This window comes from Lactobacillus sp. Sy-1, from assembly GCF_019303535.1.
Lineage (GTDB): Bacteria > Bacillota > Bacilli > Lactobacillales > Lactobacillaceae > Nicoliella.
Window position 1 is genome coordinate 1,276,615 of record NZ_JACCIU010000001.1, and the last position, 19,598, is coordinate 1,296,212.

The following is a 19,598-nucleotide window of genomic DNA, read 5'->3' on the forward strand; positions in this document are numbered from 1 at the left end:
TAAAAAACTCAAAATAACGCGGTGTTCTCGGTTGAAATTGTATTTAATACAATTCAATAATTTGGAAAAATTAAAATATTATCTAGTTTTCAAAGAACCAAGTTTGAGAGTAGACCTCTCAAAACTAAACAAAACTATGACTGCATAAGGTTCCGAATTATTCCTTAGAAAGGAGGTGATCCAGCCGCAGGTTCTCCTACGGCTACCTTGTTACGACTTCACCCTAATCATCAGTCCTACCTTAGGCGGTTTGCTCCTCAAAAGAGGTTACTACACCGACTTTGGGTATTACTAACTCTCATGGTGTGACGGGCGGTGTGTACAAGACCCGGGAACGTATTCACCGTGGCATGCTGATCCACGATTACTAGTGATTCCAACTTCATGCAGGCGAGTTGCAGCCTGCAATCCGAACTGAGAACGGCTTTAAGAGATTAGCTTAACCTCGCGGTTTTGCGACTCGTTGTACCGTCCATTGTAGCACGTGTGTAGCCCAGGCCATAAGGGGCATGATGATTTGACGTCGTCCCCACCTTCCTCCGGTTTGTCACCGGCAGTCTCACTAGAGTGCCCAACTGAATGCTGGCAACTAATAATAGGGGTTGCGCTCGTTGCGGGACTTAACCCAACATCTCACGACACGAGCTGACGACAACCATGCACCACCTGTCATCCTGTCCCCGAAGGGAACGGCTAATCTCTTAGCTTTGCAGGAGATGTCAAGGCCTGGTAAGGTTCTTCGCGTAGCATCGAATTAAACCACATGCTCCACCACTTGTGCGGGTCCCCGTCAATTCCTTTGAGTTTCAACCTTGCGGTCGTACTCCCCAGGCGGAATGCTTAATGCGTTAGCTGCGGCACTAAAGGGCGGAAACCCTCTAACACCTAGCATTCATCGTTTACGGCATGGACTACCAGGGTATCTAATCCTGTTTGCTACCCATGCTTTCGAGCCTCAGCGTCAGTTACAGACCAGACAGCCGCCTTCGCCACTGGTGTTCTTCCATATATCTACGCATTTCACCGCTACACATGGAGTTCCACTGTCCTCTTCTGCACTCAAGTTTCTCAGTTTCCGATGCACTTCTCCGGTTAAGCCGAAGGCTTTCACATCAGACTTAAAAAACCGCCTGCGCTCGCTTTACGCCCAATAAATCCGGACAACGTTTGCCACCTACGTATTACCGCGGCTGCTGGCACGTAGTTAGCCGTGACTTTCTGGTTAAATACCGTCACGATGTAATCATTTCCTATCACACCCGTTCTTCTTTAACAACAGAGTTTTACGAGCCGAAACCCTTCTTCACTCACGCGGCGTTGCTCCATCAGACTTTCGTCCATTGTGGAAGATTCCCTACTGCTGCCTCCCGTAGGAGTATGGGCCGTGTCTCAGTCCCATTGTGGCCGATTACCCTCTCAGGTCGGCTACGTATCATTGCCTTGGTAGGCCATTACCCCACCAACAAGCTAATACGCCGCAGGTCCATCCTAAAGTGATGCAAACGCATCTTTCAAACAAAAACCATGCGGTTTTTGTTGTTATGCGGTATTAGCACTTGTTTCCAAATGTTATCCCCCGCTTTAGGGCAAGTTACCTACGTGTTACTCACCAGTTCGCCACTCACTTCGATGTTAAGTCAAGTTAATGCAAGCATCAACTATCATTAACGGAAGTTCGTTCGACTTGCATGTATTAGGCACGCCGCCAACGTTCGTCCTGAGCCAGGATCAAACTCTCATCTTAAGATGAAAAGCTCAACGTTAGCTCTTCTTTAAATATTGTTACTTTTAAGCGAATTGACTTCGCATAAGATTTTTGTACTTCATATCAAGTATGAAGTTCCTTACACATTTTTGTCATAATTTTGTTCAGTTTTCAAAGATCTACCAATTAATCACAAGCCAAAGCTTGAAATTAACTATTTAATATTATCATAAGCAAGCAGAGAATGTCAATAACTTTTTTAAAGAAATAAATATTTGAAATCCGCTGCGACGACAACAAAAAATATTTTACCAGGATTAATAAACAACGTCAACCCTTTTATTCAGAAATTTTAATTCGATTGATTAAAATTTCATTGAGTGGTTTGTCAACATCATCAACTTCAGTCTGCGCAATTCGATCAACAACGTCCATCCCACTAACTACCTGACCAAAAACAGTATGTCTAAAATCAAGCCAAGGAGTCCCACCATTCTTTTGGTAGGCTTCAATAATCTCATCTGGAAAATTAGCATCTCGCAATTGACTAATGATTTCGGCATTCGGTTCTTTGTTTTGAACAATAAAGAACTGACTACCATTAGTATTAGGGCCAGCATTTGCCATCGAGACAGCCCCCCGAATATTATAAAGCTGATCAGAAAACTCATCTTCAAATGGACGATGCCAAATACTCTCGCCACCATTTCCAGTCCCAGTCGGATCACCAGTTTGGACCATAAAGTCATTAATAACCCGGTGAAAACTACAATGATCATAGTAATTAGCGCGGGCTAACTCTACAAAATTTTTAACCGTATTAGGAGCTTCTTTAGGAAAGAGTTGAATCTTAATATCGCCCTGATTAGTCTCAATCGTTGCATATGGTCCGTTTTCACTATCGGTGTGTAATTGTGGGTATTCAGTCATACTAATCCTCCTATTGATTTAAGCAAATTGATCAGCCAAACAATAAACATTATCCATGGTTTAATAAATAAAATCAAATCCTATCCTTTATTTTTTTATAAATTGACATTAAAAACAACGGGAGTTAATTCTATTTCTGCTAGAATATACTTTGTTAATTTTAAGATGAATTTATGAGGAGCGACCGTTGTGGGAAATTTAATTGATTTTACATTAAATATTGATAAACACATTATCAATATCGTTAATAACTTTGGAAACTGGACTTACTTAATCTTATTTGCAGTGATCCTAATTGAAACTGGAGCGGTAGTCCTGCCGTTCTTACCGGGTGACTCATTGTTATTTGCGGCAGCAGCACTGTCGGCTAACGCTAGCTACTCGTTAAATATTTGGGTGTTCATTGGCCTTTTCTTATTGGCATCAATTGCTGGGGACTCCATTAATTTCCTGCTGGGGAAAAAGGTGGGAACCCGCCTATTGGATAATCGATGGGTTCAAAAAATCATCAAGCCCGAGCATATTGATAAAACCCATCACTTCTTTGAAAAACATGGCGCAGCAGCAATTTTTCTAGCACGCTTTATGCCCATCATTAGAACGTTAATTCCGTTCGTTGCCGCAACTGGTAAAATGAAGTATAAACAATTCGTTACCCATAACGTTCCAGCCTGTTTTGCATGGGTTCTCATCTGTTGTGGAGCTGGTTATTTCTTCGGTAACATTCCATTTATTCAAGAACACTTTTCAGCGGTAATCCTTGGAATCATCGCTGTTTCATTGCTCCCAGCAATCATCGGGGTTGCTAAGGAAAAGTTCAGTAAATAAAAAATCGCCAATTGGCGATTTTTTTATTTGCTGTTATTTAAACTCAACTTGCCCAAAAAGTATCCAATCCCATTTAAAATTAATATTAAAATGGCCACAATCATAAACGACTGGATAAAAAATGGCAACGGGAGGGCATTGATAATTGGATCGTGTTCAGGATTAAAGACCCAATCCTTATTTCTAAACACAACTTCGTGAAAGAAAATAAATGCCCGGTCAAAGTTAACTAACACTAGTGTTATCACAGCTGCCATCAACACCAAAATTACTCTAATTGGAACCATGATGCGCCAAATCTGATTGAATCTAACTAGGCTGATCATTTTACGGACGCTAATCAAACCGGTAATTATCATAACCCCGTTATTCAATAGGATTAATTTTTTTACATCTTGAAAATGCTGCATTCCTTCTGATGACGCCTTAAAATGATTAAAGTGTAATCCAGAATCAAACGGGTTTTGAATGTAATTAACCACTCGTAAATAATCACTAATGATGAAATTAGCAGGCAACCCAGTTGCATGAGTTAATTGCATGAAATGAATGTCAAGCCAATACAGTGGAGTTAAATTAATGACCACAAAAATAGATAGGGTCAAAAAGAATAATTCGAACAACAACGTAACCAGATAGTCCCGCCAACTGCTAATCATTTCCTAATTGCCATTCATCTAGCGAGTCAATTTCCCATGTTGGTTTTACAGTTTTAGTAGCAATTTGTTGCTTGGTGGATACTCCAGTGTATACCAATAGAGTATCAATGCCAAAATTAATTCCAGCAGAAATATCCGTCATATAATTATCACCAACCATGATCACTTGATCCTTTTGGAGTCCAATAATCCGAAGCGCGTTTTCTAAAATGATCGCCTTTGGTTTCCCAATTAAGACCGGATTGGTTTGCGTTGCATAACGAACTAAATCCACAAGCGAACCGGCTCCCGGTAACATCCCCCGTTCATTTGGAATGTTAGTATCTGGATTCGTCCCGATGAACTTAGCCCCGTGCTGAATTGCAAGCGTTGCAACACAGAATTTCTCATAGGTAACAGCGGTATCTAGCCCCACGACAACATAATCGGGATTATCAGCAGTAATTTCAAATCCACGGGCTTCCAATGCATCCACTAAACCGGCTTCCCCAATTACATATGCCTTCCGGTGGTCCTCATCAGCATCCCCATTCATGAAATCAGCAGTCGCTAATCCGGCAGTATAAACATTGGATTCTTGAACGTGAATGTCATGATTATCAGCAAGGTTTGCAACCACGTCCTTAGGTAACTTAGTCGTATTGTTGGTAACAAATAGAAATGGAATCTCCGCTTTTTGAAGCCGTTCTATAAATCTTTTTGCCGCTGGAATTCGTTTTTTTCCGGCATAAATGGTTCCATCTAAATCAATAAAGTATCCCTGGTAGCGTTTCATAAATTAAATTCCCCTTTATTTTTGGCGTTGCCTAATTTTAAAATGTCGTCGGCCCTTTTCTCCAGATTCGGAAACGATTGTAGACTTTCGTTTTTCAATCGGTGGTTTCCGTTTGGTTATCTTTTCCTCAATGAACGAATGCTTGGCATTGCTCCTGCGGTTGCGATTCCGGCCGCTTGAATTGGGTTTATTATTCAAATTTTGTCGTTTTCTAGCTGGTTTCACTTTTTTAGCTTCCAAGTTATGGAGAATAAAATAAGGGGCCCCAAAGTTACAGTACTCAACTAGGAAATCACTAACTGCGCTGATTTTACTGGCTGGATTTACGTTTCGCTCATCAGTATAAAACCCGGTTAGCCTTAATTGACCATATCCAACATCACCCAGAATATAATCATATTTACTAAAAAAAGTATTATAGGTAACCCGGAGTACTTCCAGGTCGAATGCATCCCCTTCGTTAGCAACTAACTGATACTGGTAGCCATTAATCGAAAGGTCCGTTTCACCAGTCTGATTAATCTGGGCTAGTGGCTTTCTATTTCCCTTTTGTTCATCAAATAAATCTTCAATTTGATTTCGATCCAAAATTCATCCCCCGTTCTATTTACTAGTTAGTGGAAATTGAACTGACAAATAATCACTAAAAACATCTCGTAGCGGTTGATCATAGTACATATAATTATCCCCAGCAATAGATACAGTTGGGAAGAATGGCACGAACAAGTAATGATCTAACAATGCGATTTCATATCGTTTTTCATTGCTAATGACCTGACCATCAAATTTCACTAAATCATTTTTAGGATCGTATTCAATTCCAGATAATTCTATTTTACCAAATATTTCACCTCGAAAACCCATTCCTTTTTGCGGGAAGCGACTCAAGAAGCGTTTGTTTTTTTCAATTTCCCTAACCAATCGCCACAAGTTATAACCATTCAAAGTCGTTTTCATTACGTGCATCGAATGGGGTAATAGCTGGTGAATTTGGTTTTTATCAACCACTCCTGCCGGCAAGTCCGTGATGAACAGTCCCGCATTGATCATTGCTGCCTTGGTATTTGCCTTTTGCTTCATTGCAGCAAGCCCAATTTGGCTTAGCTCACCGCCATTGATCCAATCCTTTTTCATTGAATGATCAATTTTGGCGACCTTACGACTAGCGAGTAGCTGTTCGCCCTCCTGTTCATAGCCATCAATTTCAGCTTGATCACTAGCTAACGCTGGTAGATCAGCAGTCTTTACCACCGAAGCCTGCTTGCTAATAACATGGTGCTCGTCATCAAGTTCCATCTTAACGGTTCCAACGTAGTGCCCCCATTTTTGACACCCCGTCAATAGCGTTTCATTATCCAACTCTCCGTTTGCTAACAAGTGGTGAGTATGAGAACCAAAAATAACGTCGAATTCTGGGTACTTAGCGGCGTTGGCGCGGTCACTTCCGATTCCCAGGTGGGAAAGCATGAACAATACATCATATTCTCCCGTATGTTGCTTTAACATTTCTGGAATCGCCACTTGGTCATCAATTGGATTCCATCCTACTAGTGGATACGTCAATATGTATGGAGCCGTGAAACCCATTATCATTATCCGTGTCCCCTGGTTAGTCACTATTCGTTTAACTGGTTTGGCCCAATGGGGCTGCTCACCGGTCTTTAAATCTTTAAGATTACCTAAAATAACATCAAAATTAGCGTGGTCATATAGGTGGTCCATTTGCGAGTGCGTATTTGTGAGGCCTTCGTTATTTCCAATCGTAGCCGCATCATAGTGGACCTCGTTCATAATCTTAACGTTTGCCTGACCGTCCGTAGCCTCTGTTAATGGATGGGCCCGATCAAGAGCGTCTCCGATATCGAAAACTAATACTTGATACCCATCTGCTTCTAATTTTGCCCGTTGATTATTAATGTAGCGTCTAATCTTGGGCCAATTTTCTAAGTGCGAGTGCATATCATTAGTGTGTAAAATTGCTAATTTTTCTGTCACAAGAACCATCCCTTCTAACCCCGTTTAGCAAGGTCAATTGCTTTTCGGTCGATTATTGTTTCAATTTCTTCTTCGGATAACGGCGTTCCAAATGGTAATTTATCATCCAGGTAATCCAATTCAGGACTATCAATTCCAACGTTAATATTTTCCTTAATGGGAACTGAATAATGGTGAATATGACCGTGTAAATTAATAATCTGGTGGACAATTCCCAACATCATCGGATAGTGAGTCAAGTAATACTGCCGATGATTAAACTTAATCAAAGCCCCAACGTCTTGGAATTGAAACTTAGGCTTCCCATTAACCATGAAGTTATGCTTGGCTAAGTACTTAAAAAATTCCCGACTATCATGGTTCCCCTTGATTAGAATCAAATTGCCATTTAATTGATTTAAAATTGCCAAAATTTGGCGATACGCTTCCTTAGCTGGCTTAATAAAGTACAGTGCGATGTCACCAAGGTGATAAACCACATCGGTTGGTTGCACCCTGGCATTCCAGTTCTCAATGATGGTCTGGTTCATTTCATCAATGCTTTTGAACGGGCGTGGTGCAAAATTATCCATTCCTAAGATATCCTGATGGAAAAAGTGGGTATCAGCTGTAAAATAATTCATCTTCAATCACCTTCATATTAATTATTATATTACATCATTTTTAGTTTTTTCAAAAAGAAGCTACAAAAAAACTACCTTCCAATTGGAAAGTAGTTTTTAACCGTTAATCCGTTTGCTTCGCTCTAACCCGTTTACCACCGAATTGATAAACCAAGTAAATAACGATTAACCAAATAATCGAACCAACCAAGGCGATCAACGTATCAAATTTAAATAGTAATACGATTGCAACCATTCCTAAAAAGGCTAACACAAAGTAATCTGAAGCTGGGAATAGTGGCGTCTTGAATTTTAATTGATCCTCTTTATTGGCATCCTTAACAATCTTTCTGTATTTAATGTGGGTAACCACAATTGCACCCCAGATAAAGATAAAGCAGGTCGTTGCAACACTAGAGATAAAGGTGAAGACCCCTTCTGGAATCACAATGTTTAAGACCACCGCAATGGCAATAATCAAAGTGGACACTAAAATTGCGTTACTAGGCACTTTGTTCTTTGAAAGACGGTGAACCTTCTTGCTAAACGTGTTGGATTCATTTCCAGTTAACGAGTATAGCATTCTCCCGGTTGTAAAGATAGCACTATTACATGCCGAGGCAGCTGCGGTTAACACCACAAAGTTAATAATTGCCGCTGCGGAAGTAATTCCGATATTTTCGAACACTTGAACGAACGGACTTGAATTTTGACTAATGTCATTCCATGGATAGATCACCATTAAAGCCAATAGTGAACCGATGTAGAATAGTAAAATTCTAGTTGGCACGGAGTTAATGCTCTTTGGAATTACTTTTTCAGGATCCTTAGTTTCTGAAGCAGTCATCCCAATCATTTCAATCCCCACAAAACTAAAGATTACCATTTGGAACGAAAGGAAGAATCCAGACGCCCCGTTGGCAAAAAACTTACCGTGGGTCAAATTACTGATGCTAACTGTTCCGACCGATGTTTTATAATGGGTCAGTAATAATACCACCCCGACTAAAATCAATGCAATGATGGCAACCACTTTAATGATTGCGAACCAAAACTCAGTTTCACCAAATGCAGAAACGGTAATTGAATTCAAGAAGAATAGAATAATCAAAATTACCAGTGCTGGAAGCCATTGTGGCATTGCCGGGAACCAAAATTTCATGTATAAACCAGCGGCCGTTACTTCCGCCATCGCAATTGCAATCCATGAAATCCAGTATGTCCATCCAGCAATAAACCCCCATTTGGGACCCAGGTACTTAGCAATAAAGTCAATGTAAGAAGTACTATCTGGGTTGGACATCAATAGTTCCCCGAGAGAACGCATTAAGAAGAAACAAGCAATCCCCGCAACTATGTATGCCAGTAAGATTGATGGTCCAGCAAAGTGAATCGATTGTCCAGCTCCTAAAAATAAACCGGTTCCAATCGTCCCCCCCAGCGCAATTAACTGTACGTGTCGTTCTTTAAGTTCTTTGGACATCTGTTCATCGTTTTGTCCCATTTTATACACCCCTTTTAATATCAATTAGTATACACATATCCTACTAGGGACGTCAGCTAATTTAAAATTCGGTTAGAATCATCATGGCCGTCTAATAATTGTTATATCAACAATTATTCACCTTATAAATTATTAAATGAAAATAATTCATTTTTAGTTGAAATAAAAAGGGCCGCTGCCAAAGCGCGGTCCTCAAGTCATTATTTATGATCCTTTAATCTTTCAACATCACGAACAATCATTAATTCTTCATTAGTAGGAATCAACAGAGTCTTTACCTTTGCATCGTCCGTACTAATATCACGTTCTTCACCACGAATATCATTCTTCTTTGGATCAACTGCGATTCCAAAGTAACCTAATTCGTCAGTAACTTCTTGTCTAATCATAATATCGTTTTCACCAACCCCAGCGGTAAATACGATTGCATCAACACCGTTCATTTCAGCAATGTATTGACCAATGTAGCGAATGATCCGATTCTTGTACATTTCTCTTGAAAGGTATGCCCGGTGGTTCTTAGCCTGCACCCCTTCAATTTCACGCATGTCTGCGGAAACTCCAGAAACCCCAAGTAGTCCGGACTTGTTGTTCAAGATGGTAATCATGTCACTAAGCTTATCGATTCCTTCCTTTTCCATTACGTATGAAAGAACGGAAGGGTCAACATCACCAGAACGAGTAGCCATCATAACTCCAGTTAGTGGTGTGAAGCCCATTGAAGTATCAAAAGACTTACCACCCTTAACCGCACACATTGAAGCCCCGGCCCCGATGTGCATAATGATTAACTTAAGGTCTTCAGCAGGCTTACCAAGCATATCAGCAGCCCGTTGGGTTACGTAACGGTAACTAGTTCCGTGTGCTCCATACTTACGAGCACCGTACTTTTCATAATATTCATAAGGAATTCCATAAGTATAGTTCTTTTCAGGAATTGAAGTATGGAATGAAGTATCAAATACGGCAACGCTAATAACGTCTGGTAAAATCTTCTTGAACGCTTTAATTCCTAAGATATTAGCTGGTTCGTGAAGTGGTGCTAATTCTGATAAACTTTCTAGTTTTTGTAGAACATCATCGTCAATTACTACGGAGTCCTTAAATTCTTCCCCACCAGCAACGACCCGGTGGCCAACACCAGTAATTTCATTGTAATCAGCAATGATATCAAGGCTTAATAACTTGTCTAGAACTAACTTAATTGCTTCTTCGTGGTTCTTAACGTCTAGTGTATCCTTGTACTTCTTACCATCACCGTACTTAATGGATACAGTAGAATCAGGCATCCCAATTCTTGCGATATCCCCACTAGAAATTAATGTTTCTGATGGCATTTCGAACAATTTGTACTTTAAAGTTGAACTACCAGCGTTAATTGCAATTGATTTTCCCATAATTATTCTCCTTAAAAATATTATTATGAATTAGCTAATAAATCCTTTTGTTCCCAATCAACAATCTCTGCAATGAACTTTTGAAATGCAGCTTGATCCTTGAAAGAAGGAAATTCACCAATCATGATTTTATTAACTTGCTTGACCCCATTTCCATGCCGTTGCAGGATCATGATTGCCTTTTGGGCATTTGGGTTTGAAAATAACTCCCGTGGCAAATTAAGCATTCCCTGGAGGTATGCATGATCTTGCATCCACTTCAATAGCGTTTTTGACTCTTCAGTTTGAAATAAATTACTAGGAACCAAGAAAACACCAAAGCCACCTGGTTTAACGTGGTTCATCCCCTGTTCAATTAAGAGATGATGCGCAAATGAATGCCCACTTTCAGCGTGGGTTTCATAGCTGGTAACGTTCTCATCAATTGGATAGTAGCCAACTGGTAAATCAGCAAGCACTAAATCAACGTTATTAACCAAAATATTATTGATGGAATCCTGGTGGACTAATTCTACTGGTAATTTTTGCATTTCGGCACTTATCCCGGCAATTGAAAGTAGGGAATCATCATTATCAATGCCGACTCCCTGCACTTCGGCATGTAATTCGGTAGCTAGCTGGTGCATTACCGCCATTAATAAATTCCCACTACCGACTGCTAAGTCTAAAATTGTAATCTTAGACTGGGATTTAAAGATCCTGGTGAGTAAATAACCAATGATAAAGGCAATTGTATCAGGAGTTAACTGGTGATTAGCCTGAATTTGATCCTTCGTAATTGCCTTAATCAGAATCATTTGAATCGCCTTCCGAATATCTTCGGCTGCCATATTGTGATAATCAACCTGCGCATACAAGTCCTTTAACTGCTGGGCAAGTGCTGCGTCCGGCTGACCATTTTCAACATGCACGTCATTATTATCTAACATGTTATTCCCATTTTCAATAAATGCATCTAGATAAGATAAGTTCAATGCCGTTTGCAATAATTCAGTCGATTGATCCAATACCTTAAAAAGAGTCTCTGTATCCTTTTTTGCCAGTATTCTCAACCTCCCCTGGTGAATTGATTAGACAATAACCAATATCAATATTACCAGAAAATTATCAATAAATTCAAGATTGATAACCATTAATTTATTTTCGGAGCGCTAAATCATCGCTTCCCCGTTCACGATAGTCGCGAGCAATCGAATTATTCGTTCTAATTTCAGAAGCGATCGATGTCGTTTGAAAGTGAAGGATGGTTGTTAGTAGCAGTAAACAAACCATTGCAATTAAAGTCATTGAAGCTGGTCTCATGATTAATCACCCCGTTTTTAATCTTGATTGTGCACTAAAGACTGCCCCATTTTGCATTTCAATAGTAGTGGTTAAAATTTCCTTATGGTAGCGCCACTTGACATTCTGCACGCCATCCATCAGTGGAACGTACCCCCCGTGGTTAGTGGTCATTTTAATGCTATTTTTCGCTAGGGAAATGAGGTATCGTTTCCCATTGGCCTTGAGTACCAGGTGGTCATCATCGATATCCACGAATTGGAACTGGTATTCCTTAGATTCCACCATGCGCAAGTATAGATGAAATGCCGTGAGGTTATTTTCTGACTGCCGTTGGGCTAGGGCCATTTTAATAACGAGTCCACAAAGCGAGATAACGATTGCCGCAACCATCAGTGTGATCACGCCCTCAACGATTGTGAACCCGGTCCTCAGTGCGTGCCTTTTCCAAAATAATTTGCTCATATTTCTCCCGACTCTGCTCCATTCTGACCCGACTTACAGCTAATTGGGTATTAAACGTCCGCAATACCGAACTGTAAAGCCCAATCCCACCACTAATAATCATTAAAGCCAGTAATGAATCAGCTAACATAAAGCCCCTTCTATTCTTCATATTTAATTCTATATACCCCCCATCCCAACTGAAACGTTTGTTTAATCGTTTTTTGGTAGTTATCAGACTTGAAATAAACCGTTTTGGGACTAACGTGGCCAGCTTTTCTAATTCGTACTGTGGATTTATTTTGAACGGCTAGTAATCCCTTGGGGTAGTTAATTTGAGCTGCTTGATAATCGTGATCATGGTAAATAAATTGGACCGACCGGGTAAAAAACGTGACCGTTACCTCCGAATTATTTTCAACCGCAAACCGTTCTGAAAACTGCCAATGTTTTTGAAACGATTGCCAAAAGTACCGTTCCTGGACCCGCCCCACGTTGTAACTCCGAACTGCAAACACCCCCATCGCTAGCACCAATCCTGCAATCACTAATACGATCAACGATTCTAAGACCGTAAATGCACTCCTACTTTTCGGCATTATTATTAACGATTCTAATGCCATTTTTCTGTGCTTGCCGAGCTTGCTTCTCACTGAGGTATCCCTTATTGACGAGTAGCCCGTACGTAACGTTATTATCATCAGTATTTTCGTTCAAGTAGCTATCAATTTGGGTTTGAATCACCGACTCCATTGCAGTGCCGTGAATGGTTTTAGCGTTATTGCGTTGGTTGGTTAAATTGGGAATGACGATTAAAATCAACAATGAGATGATGAATAAAACAATTGTCATTTCAATTAGGGTAAACGCACTTCGGTGGCCTTTAAATTTAATTTTCATTAGTTATAAACCTCACTTAACGTATCGTACATTGGTAACAACATATTTAAATAGGTGATCACAATCAAGCCCCCAATTAAAACAAAGATAATTGGTTGGACAATTGAAATCAGCCGTTGCGACTGGGTCCACATTCGATCGAAAGATAGCTTGGCGTATGCGGTTAACTTCTTTGCCAATACTTGAATCCGATCACCGTGATCGAAGAATAGTGCAGCTTCATCCGGCAAAAAAGCATGTTGTTTGATAATTTGGCTAACTGGCACCCCCGCCTCAATTGTTTCTTGCAACTCTAATCCCACTTCATAAAAGATTGAATTTGGTGGAAATCGTTTCATTAACTCCGCAATCGATCTGGCTTCTAAACCACTTGCTAACAGTAACGACACGTTGCTTGCAAAAAAGTAGGCATAGTAGGCCCTAATAATCGGTCCAATTAATGGAACCCGTGCAAATAGCTCCGCTTTTTTGATGCGAGGCTGTTGTTTTAGCCACCAACCAAGCGCTGCGACTACTAGCATAAGGGGCGGCAATAAAAACCAGCCCCAATTAAACGAATTACTTGCAGGAGCTTGATCGCCAATCATACTTAACTGAGGGGTAACAAATAGCTTGATTCCAACTAGGATGACCATTAATAACCCGATTAGGAAAAAAGGATAGACTAATAGCGCTCGAAGCTTGCCCTGCTGTTTATTTCGTTCGTTAATGAACCCTTGAATTCCGCGCATGGTTTCGACTAGTTGACCATGTTGTTCCGCAATTTGAATTTGATTAATAATGTCAGTCGAAAATACCTCCTGAACCGCATCTGCAAATGTTTCACCATTTTGTAGCTGCTTTAAAATCTGCTCCGTAAACACCGTTTGGGTATCTAAATCGTTAATTAGTTGCATCGATTCCCCAATTGAAAAACCATTTTGTAACAAGGAATTCAACGATTCTAAGAAGCGGAGCTGCTTTGAAATTGAAATTGACTTAGCCATACCACACCCGCGTTCTTTCCGTGGCACTGATTTGATTTTCAGCCACTAATTGATTCAGATCAGATTGCCAGGCTTGAATTGACTGTTCAGCATCAATCCGTTGGTCAAAAATATCGGTTGCCGTTACCGAATTTAACAGGGCCTGAATATTTCCATTTTTATCCCTCAATAACCGCTGGTAAGCAATCACATTCAGCGCTTGAACTAAATAATCCTTCTTGACCCCCAAGTTAGTAAGCCGCTCCACCACCCCTAGCGGTGTCTTAGCGTGCAACGTCGTTAAAACTAAGTGCCCACTCAAGGCTGCCTGAACCGCTGCTTGGGCGGTGTCGCAGTCCCGAATTTCACCAATGATAAAAATATCCGGCCGGTTTCGCAACCCCACCTTCAAAAGGTCTTGGTAGCTCATCAATGCCTCTTGATTTACCTGCAACTGCAAAAAGCTTGGTTCATAAACTTCAACCGGATCTTCAATCGTCATGACCATTTGCTCTTCACTATATTCACGAGCTAGATGGTAAATCGTAGTGGTTTTCCCGGAACCAGTGGGACCGGCAAAAACAATCAAACCGCGCTGGTTAGCCCGGGCCTTTAGGGCCTCGTATTGAGCCGGCTTAAAAAACCGTGTGGTGTGGTTAGAAAGCGGATAAATCAGCCTGATTACCAATGCTTCGCGCCCCTTAAAGTCCCCAACTGTTGAGAATCGTAAGTAACATTGCCGTTCGGATTGGGTCCATTCCATCGCTCCTACCTGGGGTCTACGGTGTTCGCTAATTAACATGTTCCCGTTATATTTAAAGTAATTAATCACTTTCAAGCCAATTGATTTAGAAAGCGACTTAATCGCAATCATTTGATTGTGATGATGTCTTTCCACCACGTAGTGTGTATGCTTAGGAATGATATAAACATCAGCAGAACGGGTATCGTAAGCTTCCGTTAAAATATCATTCATTAAGGTTTGAATATCCAATCTATCACCCTCCTTAATCAATAATTACGTAAGGGCGTTCAATTATTTTTTTCAAAATAAAAAAGGTCCAACCAACTAATTAGTTGATTGAACCTTTGGAAATTCGATTTAAATTAATTATTCAACGTTATCTGGTAATTCAGCGGCTTCGTAAACATCTTGAACGTCATCGTTTTCAGAGAGTTCATCGATTAAGCCAGTGTATTGAGATAACTTAGCTTCTGGAACTTCAGTCGTCGTATTTGGAATCATCTTTACTTCAGCGGTGTCCAAATCGTACTTATCTTGAAGCGCATCCCTAACTGCTTGCATGCTTGATGGGTCAGTGAAAACTTCAAAGCGGTCGTCACTAGCCTTCATATCATCAGCACCAGCATCTAAGGCGTCCATTAGCATCGTATCTTCATCCACATCTAAACCATCGCGAAGAATGACAATGTAACCCTTCCGATCGAATAGGTATGAAACAGAACCAGAAGCACCCAATGAACCACCATGGTGAGTAAATGCAGACCGAATTGCAGAAGCAGTCCGGTTCTTGTTATCAGTCAAGGCGGAAACCATTACAGCAGTTCCACCAGGTCCATAACCTTCGTAAGTAATTTCTTCGAACTTAGCTCCACCAACACCGGAAGCCTTGTCCAAAGCACGTTGAACGTTAGCCTTTGGCATATTAGCAGCCTTAGCCTTGTCCATTTCTAATCGTAATTGAGGGTTACCGTCTGGATCAACCCCACCAGCTTTAGCAGCTTGGTATAAGTTACGTGATATTTTTTGGAAAATCTTTCCACGCTTAGCATCTTGAGCACCTTTACGTCCCTGGATGTTATGCCATTTTGAATGTCCTGACATAAATTAAGCACTCCTCTCTTATAGTCCTAAAATTAAACAATTATAATTATATCAATATCTAAAAAGCTAATCAAGGTAGTGAACCTAATCAACTACTTTTGCTCCCAAACAATTTTGAAAGTGATTTAAAGCCCAATCCTGCGCTGCCTTTGATAAAGTAGCAACACAATCACGGTGAACAACTAAATTATAACACTTATTGTAAGCATCAACGGCCGTATGGAGAACACAAATATCGGTACATACCCCGGTTAAGTGCAGGGTATCAACACGGCGTTCCCGTAACCGCAGGTCTAAATCTGTCCCCGCAAACGAACTATAGCGGGTCTTATCAAATCGAAGAACCCTTTCAGCCGATTGGTTTTGTTGGTACCAATCGTTAACGCTCCCGAATAATTCACTGCCCCACGTTCCACGAACGTTATGGGGTGGGTATAACTTGGCTTCTGGGTGGTAAGGGTCATTCGGCTTATGAACATCCGTTGGGAAGTAAATCCAGGATCCTTGTTCATGCATCGTAGTTGCTAAACTAGCAATCGAATCAGATAGAGCCTGGGCAGGCGCCCCACAGGTCAACGCTCCGTTATCAGCAACAAAGTCATTGGTATAATCAATAATCAGTAGTGCTTCATTTGTTTTCATGGTTTATCAATCCAATCTTATTTTAGAAGTATCAAGTTAGCTCGTTTGCTTACTTAGTTGAGTTCCGATTCGTAATCCGATGGGCAAGCACCACGTTCTTGCGGTTTACATCATCGTGGTCCATTAACTTCGTCAATAGTCGCATTGCCACGGCTCCAATGTCATAGAGCGGCTGGGTAATTGACGATAATTGAGGACGAACGACCCTTGTAAACTTCGTGTCGTTGCCGGTAATAATTTGAAAATCAGCAGGCACCTGAACCGCAGCATCGGTCAATCCATTTAAAATTCCAGCTGCCAGCTCATCATCACTGACAAAAACAGCTTGAACTCCCTTATCAACCAATTTAACAGCTAGATCATATCCAGACTGGTAACTTTCATCAGTTTCAAAGATTCGTTGGTCATCAAAGGATAAATTATTTTGAGCTAACCCCTTTTGGTACCCAACCAATCGGTAATCACGGTTAATCGAATATTTAAGGGAGCCACATACTAACCCAATTTGGTCACAACCAGCCTTTGCAAGCAAGTCAATGGCCTCCACAACCGCAGATTGATAGTCGATATTGACACTTGCTTCGGTTTGATCCTTACTGATTGTTCCTGCTAGCACCACCGGAATCGAAGCATTATTAAATGCTTTTCTAAGTTCGACAGTAACATCGCGACCCATAAAAACAATCCCATCCACCTGCTTCGTCATTAAGGTGTTAAAGACCTGGCGTTCCCGATCCTTATTTCCATCAGAACTAGCCAGAATAATGTTATATTTATACATTGCTGCAATGTCATCAATTCCACGAGCTAATTCAGAAAAATAGACATTGGTAACATCAGGGATAATTACCCCGACCGTAGTTGTCCTCTTACTAGCCAAACCCCTTGCTACCGCATTCGGATGGTAATTTAATTTTTTAATTACGCTCAACACCTTATCGCGCGTGTTCTTGCGTACGTTACTATTTCCATTTACCACCCTGGAGACCGTTGCCATTGAAACATGCGCTTCGCGAGCAACATCATATATGGTAACCGTTTGTTTTTCCATGAAATAGCCTTCCTTTACTTTATAATAGCGCTTACATATAAGTTAATATATTTTAATATAACAAATATCACTACTGCAAGCAATTTATATACGTAAAAAAGCACCCCACTTCAACTGGGATGCTTTCAAAAAGGTTAAGTATAGTAACACTATTTGGATGTTCCATTTGGATAAAAGGTTTCAACCTTTTTATCATTTTTAAACACATCATCAGCATTAACAACGATGTCGTCTTGAGCATCTTCTGATGTATTATGCAACTCGTCTCTAAGTCGATCAGCAGCCGTGTGAAATTGAGTCGTGTTGCTTTCATCGTTATCATCATCAGTTGCTTCATTAAATCGATCGTTAATCTTATCAGTTGCAGAATTAAAGGCTTGCTTAGCATTATCAGTAACTTCACTGGTTTTCTTGCCTAATGATTCTCTGGCATCTGAAAGAGCATCATTAGCGTAAAATGCGTAATCAACAGCACGATCCTTTAAATCGTGAGCGGCATTGTTTGCCTTAGTAACTAATTCCTTTTGCTTGGCTGGGTCTAAGCGCTTAAATGCAAAATAAGCGGCTGCACCAGTTAATCCTAAAAATAAACCAAATCCGAATCCTGCTTTTTTACTCATAATAAACACCTCTAAAATTGATTATTTTTTACTTTTTTTCTTCTTATTTCCAAAAGCGGACTTGCCAACAAAACTCAATACTTTTGCACCGATACCCATTTTACCGCCGTTTTTTACCCGACTAGTAAGGTTTTTAGTGGAGTCGTTTAATTCTGAAACACTAACTCCCAAGTCTGCTGCTGCTTGGAATACTGGATCAATCGTATTAACCTTATCATTCAAATCTTTAAGCATTGAGTTAGAACTTGCCAATACCTTTTCAGTCTGACTAGAAAGAACGTCAATATCATTAGTAATTGATTTAAGGCTTTGGTTAACCTCGTTTAAAGTAGAAACCAACTTTAACAAAAAGACCCCAATAAAAATTACTAATAATAGAAAAGCTAGGGCAGCAATAATACCTGCAGTCATATAAATTTCCCCCTCCCAAATAATTATTAAACCTATAATTAAGAATATCATTTTAACCAATGTTTGACAATTAAAGTTAATTAGTAATTATCATTAAGAATTTGTGTTAAAATACGGTTATTCTATTAAGGGGGAATTATTAATGATTGTCGCAGAATCTGTGATTACAAAGAATAGCTCGTTTATTCAAAAATACCTAGCAACATTTAAGTGGGATAAGATATTAAATAATCTAACTAATACCATCTTTTCGGTTGTTGTCATCTCAATCTTCTTTATTATCATTAGTCGAGTGGGTAAATTTTTTATCAACAAGGGCTTTAAGCAATATGGTAAAAGTAATAACACCAAGAATTCGAGCAAGCGAATCACGACTTTACACGTGGTTGCCAAAAACTCATTTCAATACGGATTAGTATTCTTCTGGGTTTACTCAGTACTATCAGAGGTTGGGGTTCCAATTGGGACGTTACTAGCCAGTGCTAGTATCTTCAGTGTGGCAATCGGGATTGGGGCTCAAGGCCTGGTTACCGATATCGTGACCGGATTTTTAATCCTATTTGAAAAGCAAATTGACGTTGGTGAATACGTCACCCTTACGTTAACAAATGGTGGTAGTATCGAAGGGACCGTTACTGGAGTCGCACTACGGACAACCGAATTAACCAGTTTTACTGGGTATGTTAACTACATTCCAAACCGGCAAATTGCCGCCATCACTAACCGGAACCGGAGTGAAACCAGAGCAATCATTCAAATTAGAATTGATGGAAACACCCCCGTTGAAAAGACAATTGATATTATTAACCGCATTAACGACGAAAACGTTAAGAAGTACCCTGATATTATTGCCGCACCAGACGTATGGGGCGCAACCAATACGCCTGATGGTAACGTTGCCATTCAAGTGAATATTGAAACTAAGAATGGTCAACAACTCTACATTCAACACCAATTCCTAGGATTATACCTAGATGCCATTTCAGACGCTGGCATTCAACTACCAAAGAGCCCATTAGTGCTTAACTAATCAATAAACGAAA

At 40.3% G+C, this 19,598-nt stretch carries 23 protein-coding genes and 1 rRNA gene; 2 read left to right on the forward strand and 22 right to left on the reverse strand.

Going from position 1 to position 19,598, the window contains the following annotated elements:
• Positions 1–168: 168 nt before the first annotated feature.
• Positions 169–1,744: ribosomal RNA gene (locus HZL42_RS05280) — 16S ribosomal RNA — on the reverse strand.
• Between the two features lie 300 nt (positions 1,745–2,044).
• A complete protein-coding gene (locus HZL42_RS05285) occupies positions 2,045–2,635 on the reverse strand; it encodes a peptidylprolyl isomerase (protein ID WP_219054610.1) in 591 nt (196 codons plus the stop codon).
• 189 nt (positions 2,636–2,824) lie between these two features.
• Here HZL42_RS05285 and HZL42_RS05290 point away from each other — a divergent pair, with 189 nt between their 5' ends.
• Positions 2,825–3,463 carry a VTT domain-containing protein gene (locus HZL42_RS05290; RefSeq protein ID WP_219054611.1) on the forward strand — a complete coding sequence of 213 codons (639 nt, stop codon included), beginning with the start codon at positions 2,825–2,827 and terminating at the stop codon, positions 3,461–3,463.
• 23 nt (positions 3,464–3,486) lie between these two features.
• On the opposite strand, the gene HZL42_RS05295 is transcribed toward HZL42_RS05290, so the two are convergent.
• The 20 genes from HZL42_RS05295 to HZL42_RS05390 form a co-directional block, all read right to left on the reverse strand.
• Complete coding sequence (locus HZL42_RS05295) at positions 3,487–4,122, reverse strand: TIGR01906 family membrane protein (RefSeq protein WP_219054612.1); 636 nt, start codon at positions 4,120–4,122, stop codon at positions 3,487–3,489.
• Positions 4,115–4,897, reverse strand: a complete 783-nt coding sequence (locus HZL42_RS05300) for a TIGR01457 family HAD-type hydrolase (protein ID WP_219054613.1) — start codon at positions 4,895–4,897, stop codon at positions 4,115–4,117. Before HZL42_RS05300 ends, HZL42_RS05295 begins: the two co-directional genes overlap by 8 nt.
• A gap of 15 nt (positions 4,898–4,912) precedes the next feature.
• A complete protein-coding gene (locus HZL42_RS05305; RefSeq protein WP_219054614.1) occupies positions 4,913–5,485 on the reverse strand; it encodes a YutD family protein in 573 nt (190 codons plus the stop codon).
• A gap of 15 nt (positions 5,486–5,500) precedes the next feature.
• Positions 5,501–6,901, reverse strand: coding sequence for a bifunctional UDP-sugar hydrolase/5'-nucleotidase (locus HZL42_RS05310; protein WP_219054615.1), 1,401 nt, complete (start codon positions 6,899–6,901; stop codon positions 5,501–5,503).
• Between the two features lie 5 nt (positions 6,902–6,906).
• A complete protein-coding gene (locus tag HZL42_RS05315) occupies positions 6,907–7,515 on the reverse strand; it encodes a metallophosphoesterase (protein ID WP_219054616.1) in 609 nt (202 codons plus the stop codon).
• Between the two features lie 103 nt (positions 7,516–7,618).
• Positions 7,619–8,998, reverse strand: coding sequence for an amino acid permease (locus HZL42_RS05320; protein ID WP_219054617.1), 1,380 nt, complete (start codon positions 8,996–8,998; stop codon positions 7,619–7,621).
• Between the two features lie 200 nt (positions 8,999–9,198).
• Positions 9,199–10,395, reverse strand: coding sequence for an acetate/propionate family kinase (locus tag HZL42_RS05325; RefSeq protein WP_219054618.1), 1,197 nt, complete (start codon positions 10,393–10,395; stop codon positions 9,199–9,201).
• Between the two features lie 23 nt (positions 10,396–10,418).
• Positions 10,419–11,447 (reverse strand): class I SAM-dependent methyltransferase, encoded by a 1,029-nt coding sequence (locus HZL42_RS05330; protein WP_219054619.1) that lies wholly within the window; start codon positions 11,445–11,447, stop codon positions 10,419–10,421.
• A gap of 85 nt (positions 11,448–11,532) precedes the next feature.
• A complete protein-coding gene (locus HZL42_RS05335) occupies positions 11,533–11,697 on the reverse strand; it encodes a hypothetical protein (protein ID WP_219054620.1) in 165 nt (54 codons plus the stop codon).
• 6 nt (positions 11,698–11,703) lie between these two features.
• On the reverse strand, positions 11,704–12,081 hold the full coding sequence (locus HZL42_RS05340) for a ComGF family competence protein (RefSeq protein ID WP_219054621.1): 378 nt from the start codon (positions 12,079–12,081) through the stop codon (positions 11,704–11,706).
• 4 nt (positions 12,082–12,085) lie between these two features.
• A complete protein-coding gene (locus HZL42_RS05345; RefSeq protein WP_219054622.1) occupies positions 12,086–12,292 on the reverse strand; it encodes a hypothetical protein in 207 nt (68 codons plus the stop codon).
• Positions 12,282–12,719 (reverse strand): type II secretion system protein, encoded by a 438-nt coding sequence (locus HZL42_RS05350; RefSeq protein ID WP_219054623.1) that lies wholly within the window; start codon positions 12,717–12,719, stop codon positions 12,282–12,284. The genes HZL42_RS05345 and HZL42_RS05350 overlap by 11 nt, the downstream gene beginning before the upstream one ends.
• Positions 12,706–13,020, reverse strand: a complete 315-nt coding sequence (locus HZL42_RS05355; protein WP_219054624.1) for a prepilin-type N-terminal cleavage/methylation domain-containing protein — start codon at positions 13,018–13,020, stop codon at positions 12,706–12,708. The genes HZL42_RS05350 and HZL42_RS05355 overlap by 14 nt, the downstream gene beginning before the upstream one ends.
• Positions 13,020–14,006 carry a competence type IV pilus assembly protein ComGB gene (comGB, locus tag HZL42_RS05360; protein WP_219054625.1) on the reverse strand — a complete coding sequence of 329 codons (987 nt, stop codon included), beginning with the start codon at positions 14,004–14,006 and terminating at the stop codon, positions 13,020–13,022. The genes HZL42_RS05355 and comGB overlap by 1 nt, the downstream gene beginning before the upstream one ends.
• Entirely contained in the window at positions 13,999–14,979 is a 981-nt protein-coding gene (gene comGA, locus HZL42_RS05365; protein ID WP_219054626.1) for a competence type IV pilus ATPase ComGA, read from the reverse strand. The genes comGB and comGA overlap by 8 nt, the downstream gene beginning before the upstream one ends.
• Before the next feature lie 117 nt (positions 14,980–15,096).
• Positions 15,097–15,831, reverse strand: coding sequence for a YebC/PmpR family DNA-binding transcriptional regulator (locus HZL42_RS05370; RefSeq protein WP_219054627.1), 735 nt, complete (start codon positions 15,829–15,831; stop codon positions 15,097–15,099).
• An 84-nt stretch (positions 15,832–15,915) separates the two neighbouring features.
• Entirely contained in the window at positions 15,916–16,473 is a 558-nt protein-coding gene (locus HZL42_RS05375) for a cysteine hydrolase family protein (protein ID WP_219054628.1), read from the reverse strand.
• A 49-nt stretch (positions 16,474–16,522) separates the two neighbouring features.
• Positions 16,523–17,524 carry a catabolite control protein A gene (gene ccpA / locus HZL42_RS05380; protein ID WP_219054629.1) on the reverse strand — a complete coding sequence of 334 codons (1,002 nt, stop codon included), beginning with the start codon at positions 17,522–17,524 and terminating at the stop codon, positions 16,523–16,525.
• 149 nt (positions 17,525–17,673) lie between these two features.
• Entirely contained in the window at positions 17,674–18,144 is a 471-nt protein-coding gene (locus HZL42_RS05385; protein ID WP_219054630.1) for a YtxH domain-containing protein, read from the reverse strand.
• 21 nt (positions 18,145–18,165) lie between these two features.
• On the reverse strand, positions 18,166–18,555 hold the full coding sequence (locus HZL42_RS05390; protein WP_219054631.1) for a DUF948 domain-containing protein: 390 nt from the start codon (positions 18,553–18,555) through the stop codon (positions 18,166–18,168).
• 142 nt (positions 18,556–18,697) lie between these two features.
• On the opposite strand from HZL42_RS05390, the gene HZL42_RS05395 reads away from it, so the two are divergent.
• Positions 18,698–19,585 (forward strand): mechanosensitive ion channel family protein, encoded by an 888-nt coding sequence (locus tag HZL42_RS05395; RefSeq protein WP_219054632.1) that lies wholly within the window; start codon positions 18,698–18,700, stop codon positions 19,583–19,585.
• The last annotated feature ends 13 nt before the right edge of the window (positions 19,586–19,598 follow it).

Coding starts and splice junctions, on each gene's coding strand:
- HZL42_RS05285 (WP_219054610.1), bottom strand. CDS start 2,635: ATGACTGAATACCCACAATTACACACCGATAGTGAAAACGGACCATAT.
- HZL42_RS05295 (WP_219054612.1), bottom strand. CDS start 4,122: ATGATTAGCAGTTGGCGGGACTATCTGGTTACGTTGTTGTTCGAATTA.
- HZL42_RS05300 (WP_219054613.1), bottom strand. CDS start 4,897: ATGAAACGCTACCAGGGATACTTTATTGATTTAGATGGAACCATTTAT.
- HZL42_RS05310 (WP_219054615.1), bottom strand. CDS start 6,901: ATGGTTCTTGTGACAGAAAAATTAGCAATTTTACACACTAATGATATG.
- HZL42_RS05315 (WP_219054616.1), bottom strand. CDS start 7,515: ATGAATTATTTTACAGCTGATACCCACTTTTTCCATCAGGATATCTTA.
- HZL42_RS05320 (WP_219054617.1), bottom strand. CDS start 8,998: ATGGGACAAAACGATGAACAGATGTCCAAAGAACTTAAAGAACGACAC.
- HZL42_RS05325 (WP_219054618.1), bottom strand. CDS start 10,395: ATGGGAAAATCAATTGCAATTAACGCTGGTAGTTCAACTTTAAAGTAC.
- HZL42_RS05335 (WP_219054620.1), bottom strand. CDS start 11,697: ATGAGACCAGCTTCAATGACTTTAATTGCAATGGTTTGTTTACTGCTA.
- HZL42_RS05345 (WP_219054622.1), bottom strand. CDS start 12,292: ATGAAGAATAGAAGGGGCTTTATGTTAGCTGATTCATTACTGGCTTTA.
- HZL42_RS05350 (WP_219054623.1), bottom strand. CDS start 12,719: ATGCCGAAAAGTAGGAGTGCATTTACGGTCTTAGAATCGTTGATCGTA.
- HZL42_RS05355 (WP_219054624.1), bottom strand. CDS start 13,020: ATGAAAATTAAATTTAAAGGCCACCGAAGTGCGTTTACCCTAATTGAA.
- comGB (WP_219054625.1), bottom strand. CDS start 14,006: ATGGCTAAGTCAATTTCAATTTCAAAGCAGCTCCGCTTCTTAGAATCG.
- HZL42_RS05370 (WP_219054627.1), bottom strand. CDS start 15,831: ATGTCAGGACATTCAAAATGGCATAACATCCAGGGACGTAAAGGTGCT.
- HZL42_RS05375 (WP_219054628.1), bottom strand. CDS start 16,473: ATGAAAACAAATGAAGCACTACTGATTATTGATTATACCAATGACTTT.
- ccpA (WP_219054629.1), bottom strand. CDS start 17,524: ATGGAAAAACAAACGGTTACCATATATGATGTTGCTCGCGAAGCGCAT.
- HZL42_RS05385 (WP_219054630.1), bottom strand. CDS start 18,144: ATGAGTAAAAAAGCAGGATTCGGATTTGGTTTATTTTTAGGATTAACT.
- HZL42_RS05390 (WP_219054631.1), bottom strand. CDS start 18,555: ATGACTGCAGGTATTATTGCTGCCCTAGCTTTTCTATTATTAGTAATT.
- HZL42_RS05395 (WP_219054632.1), top strand. CDS start 18,698: ATGATTGTCGCAGAATCTGTGATTACAAAGAATAGCTCGTTTATTCAA.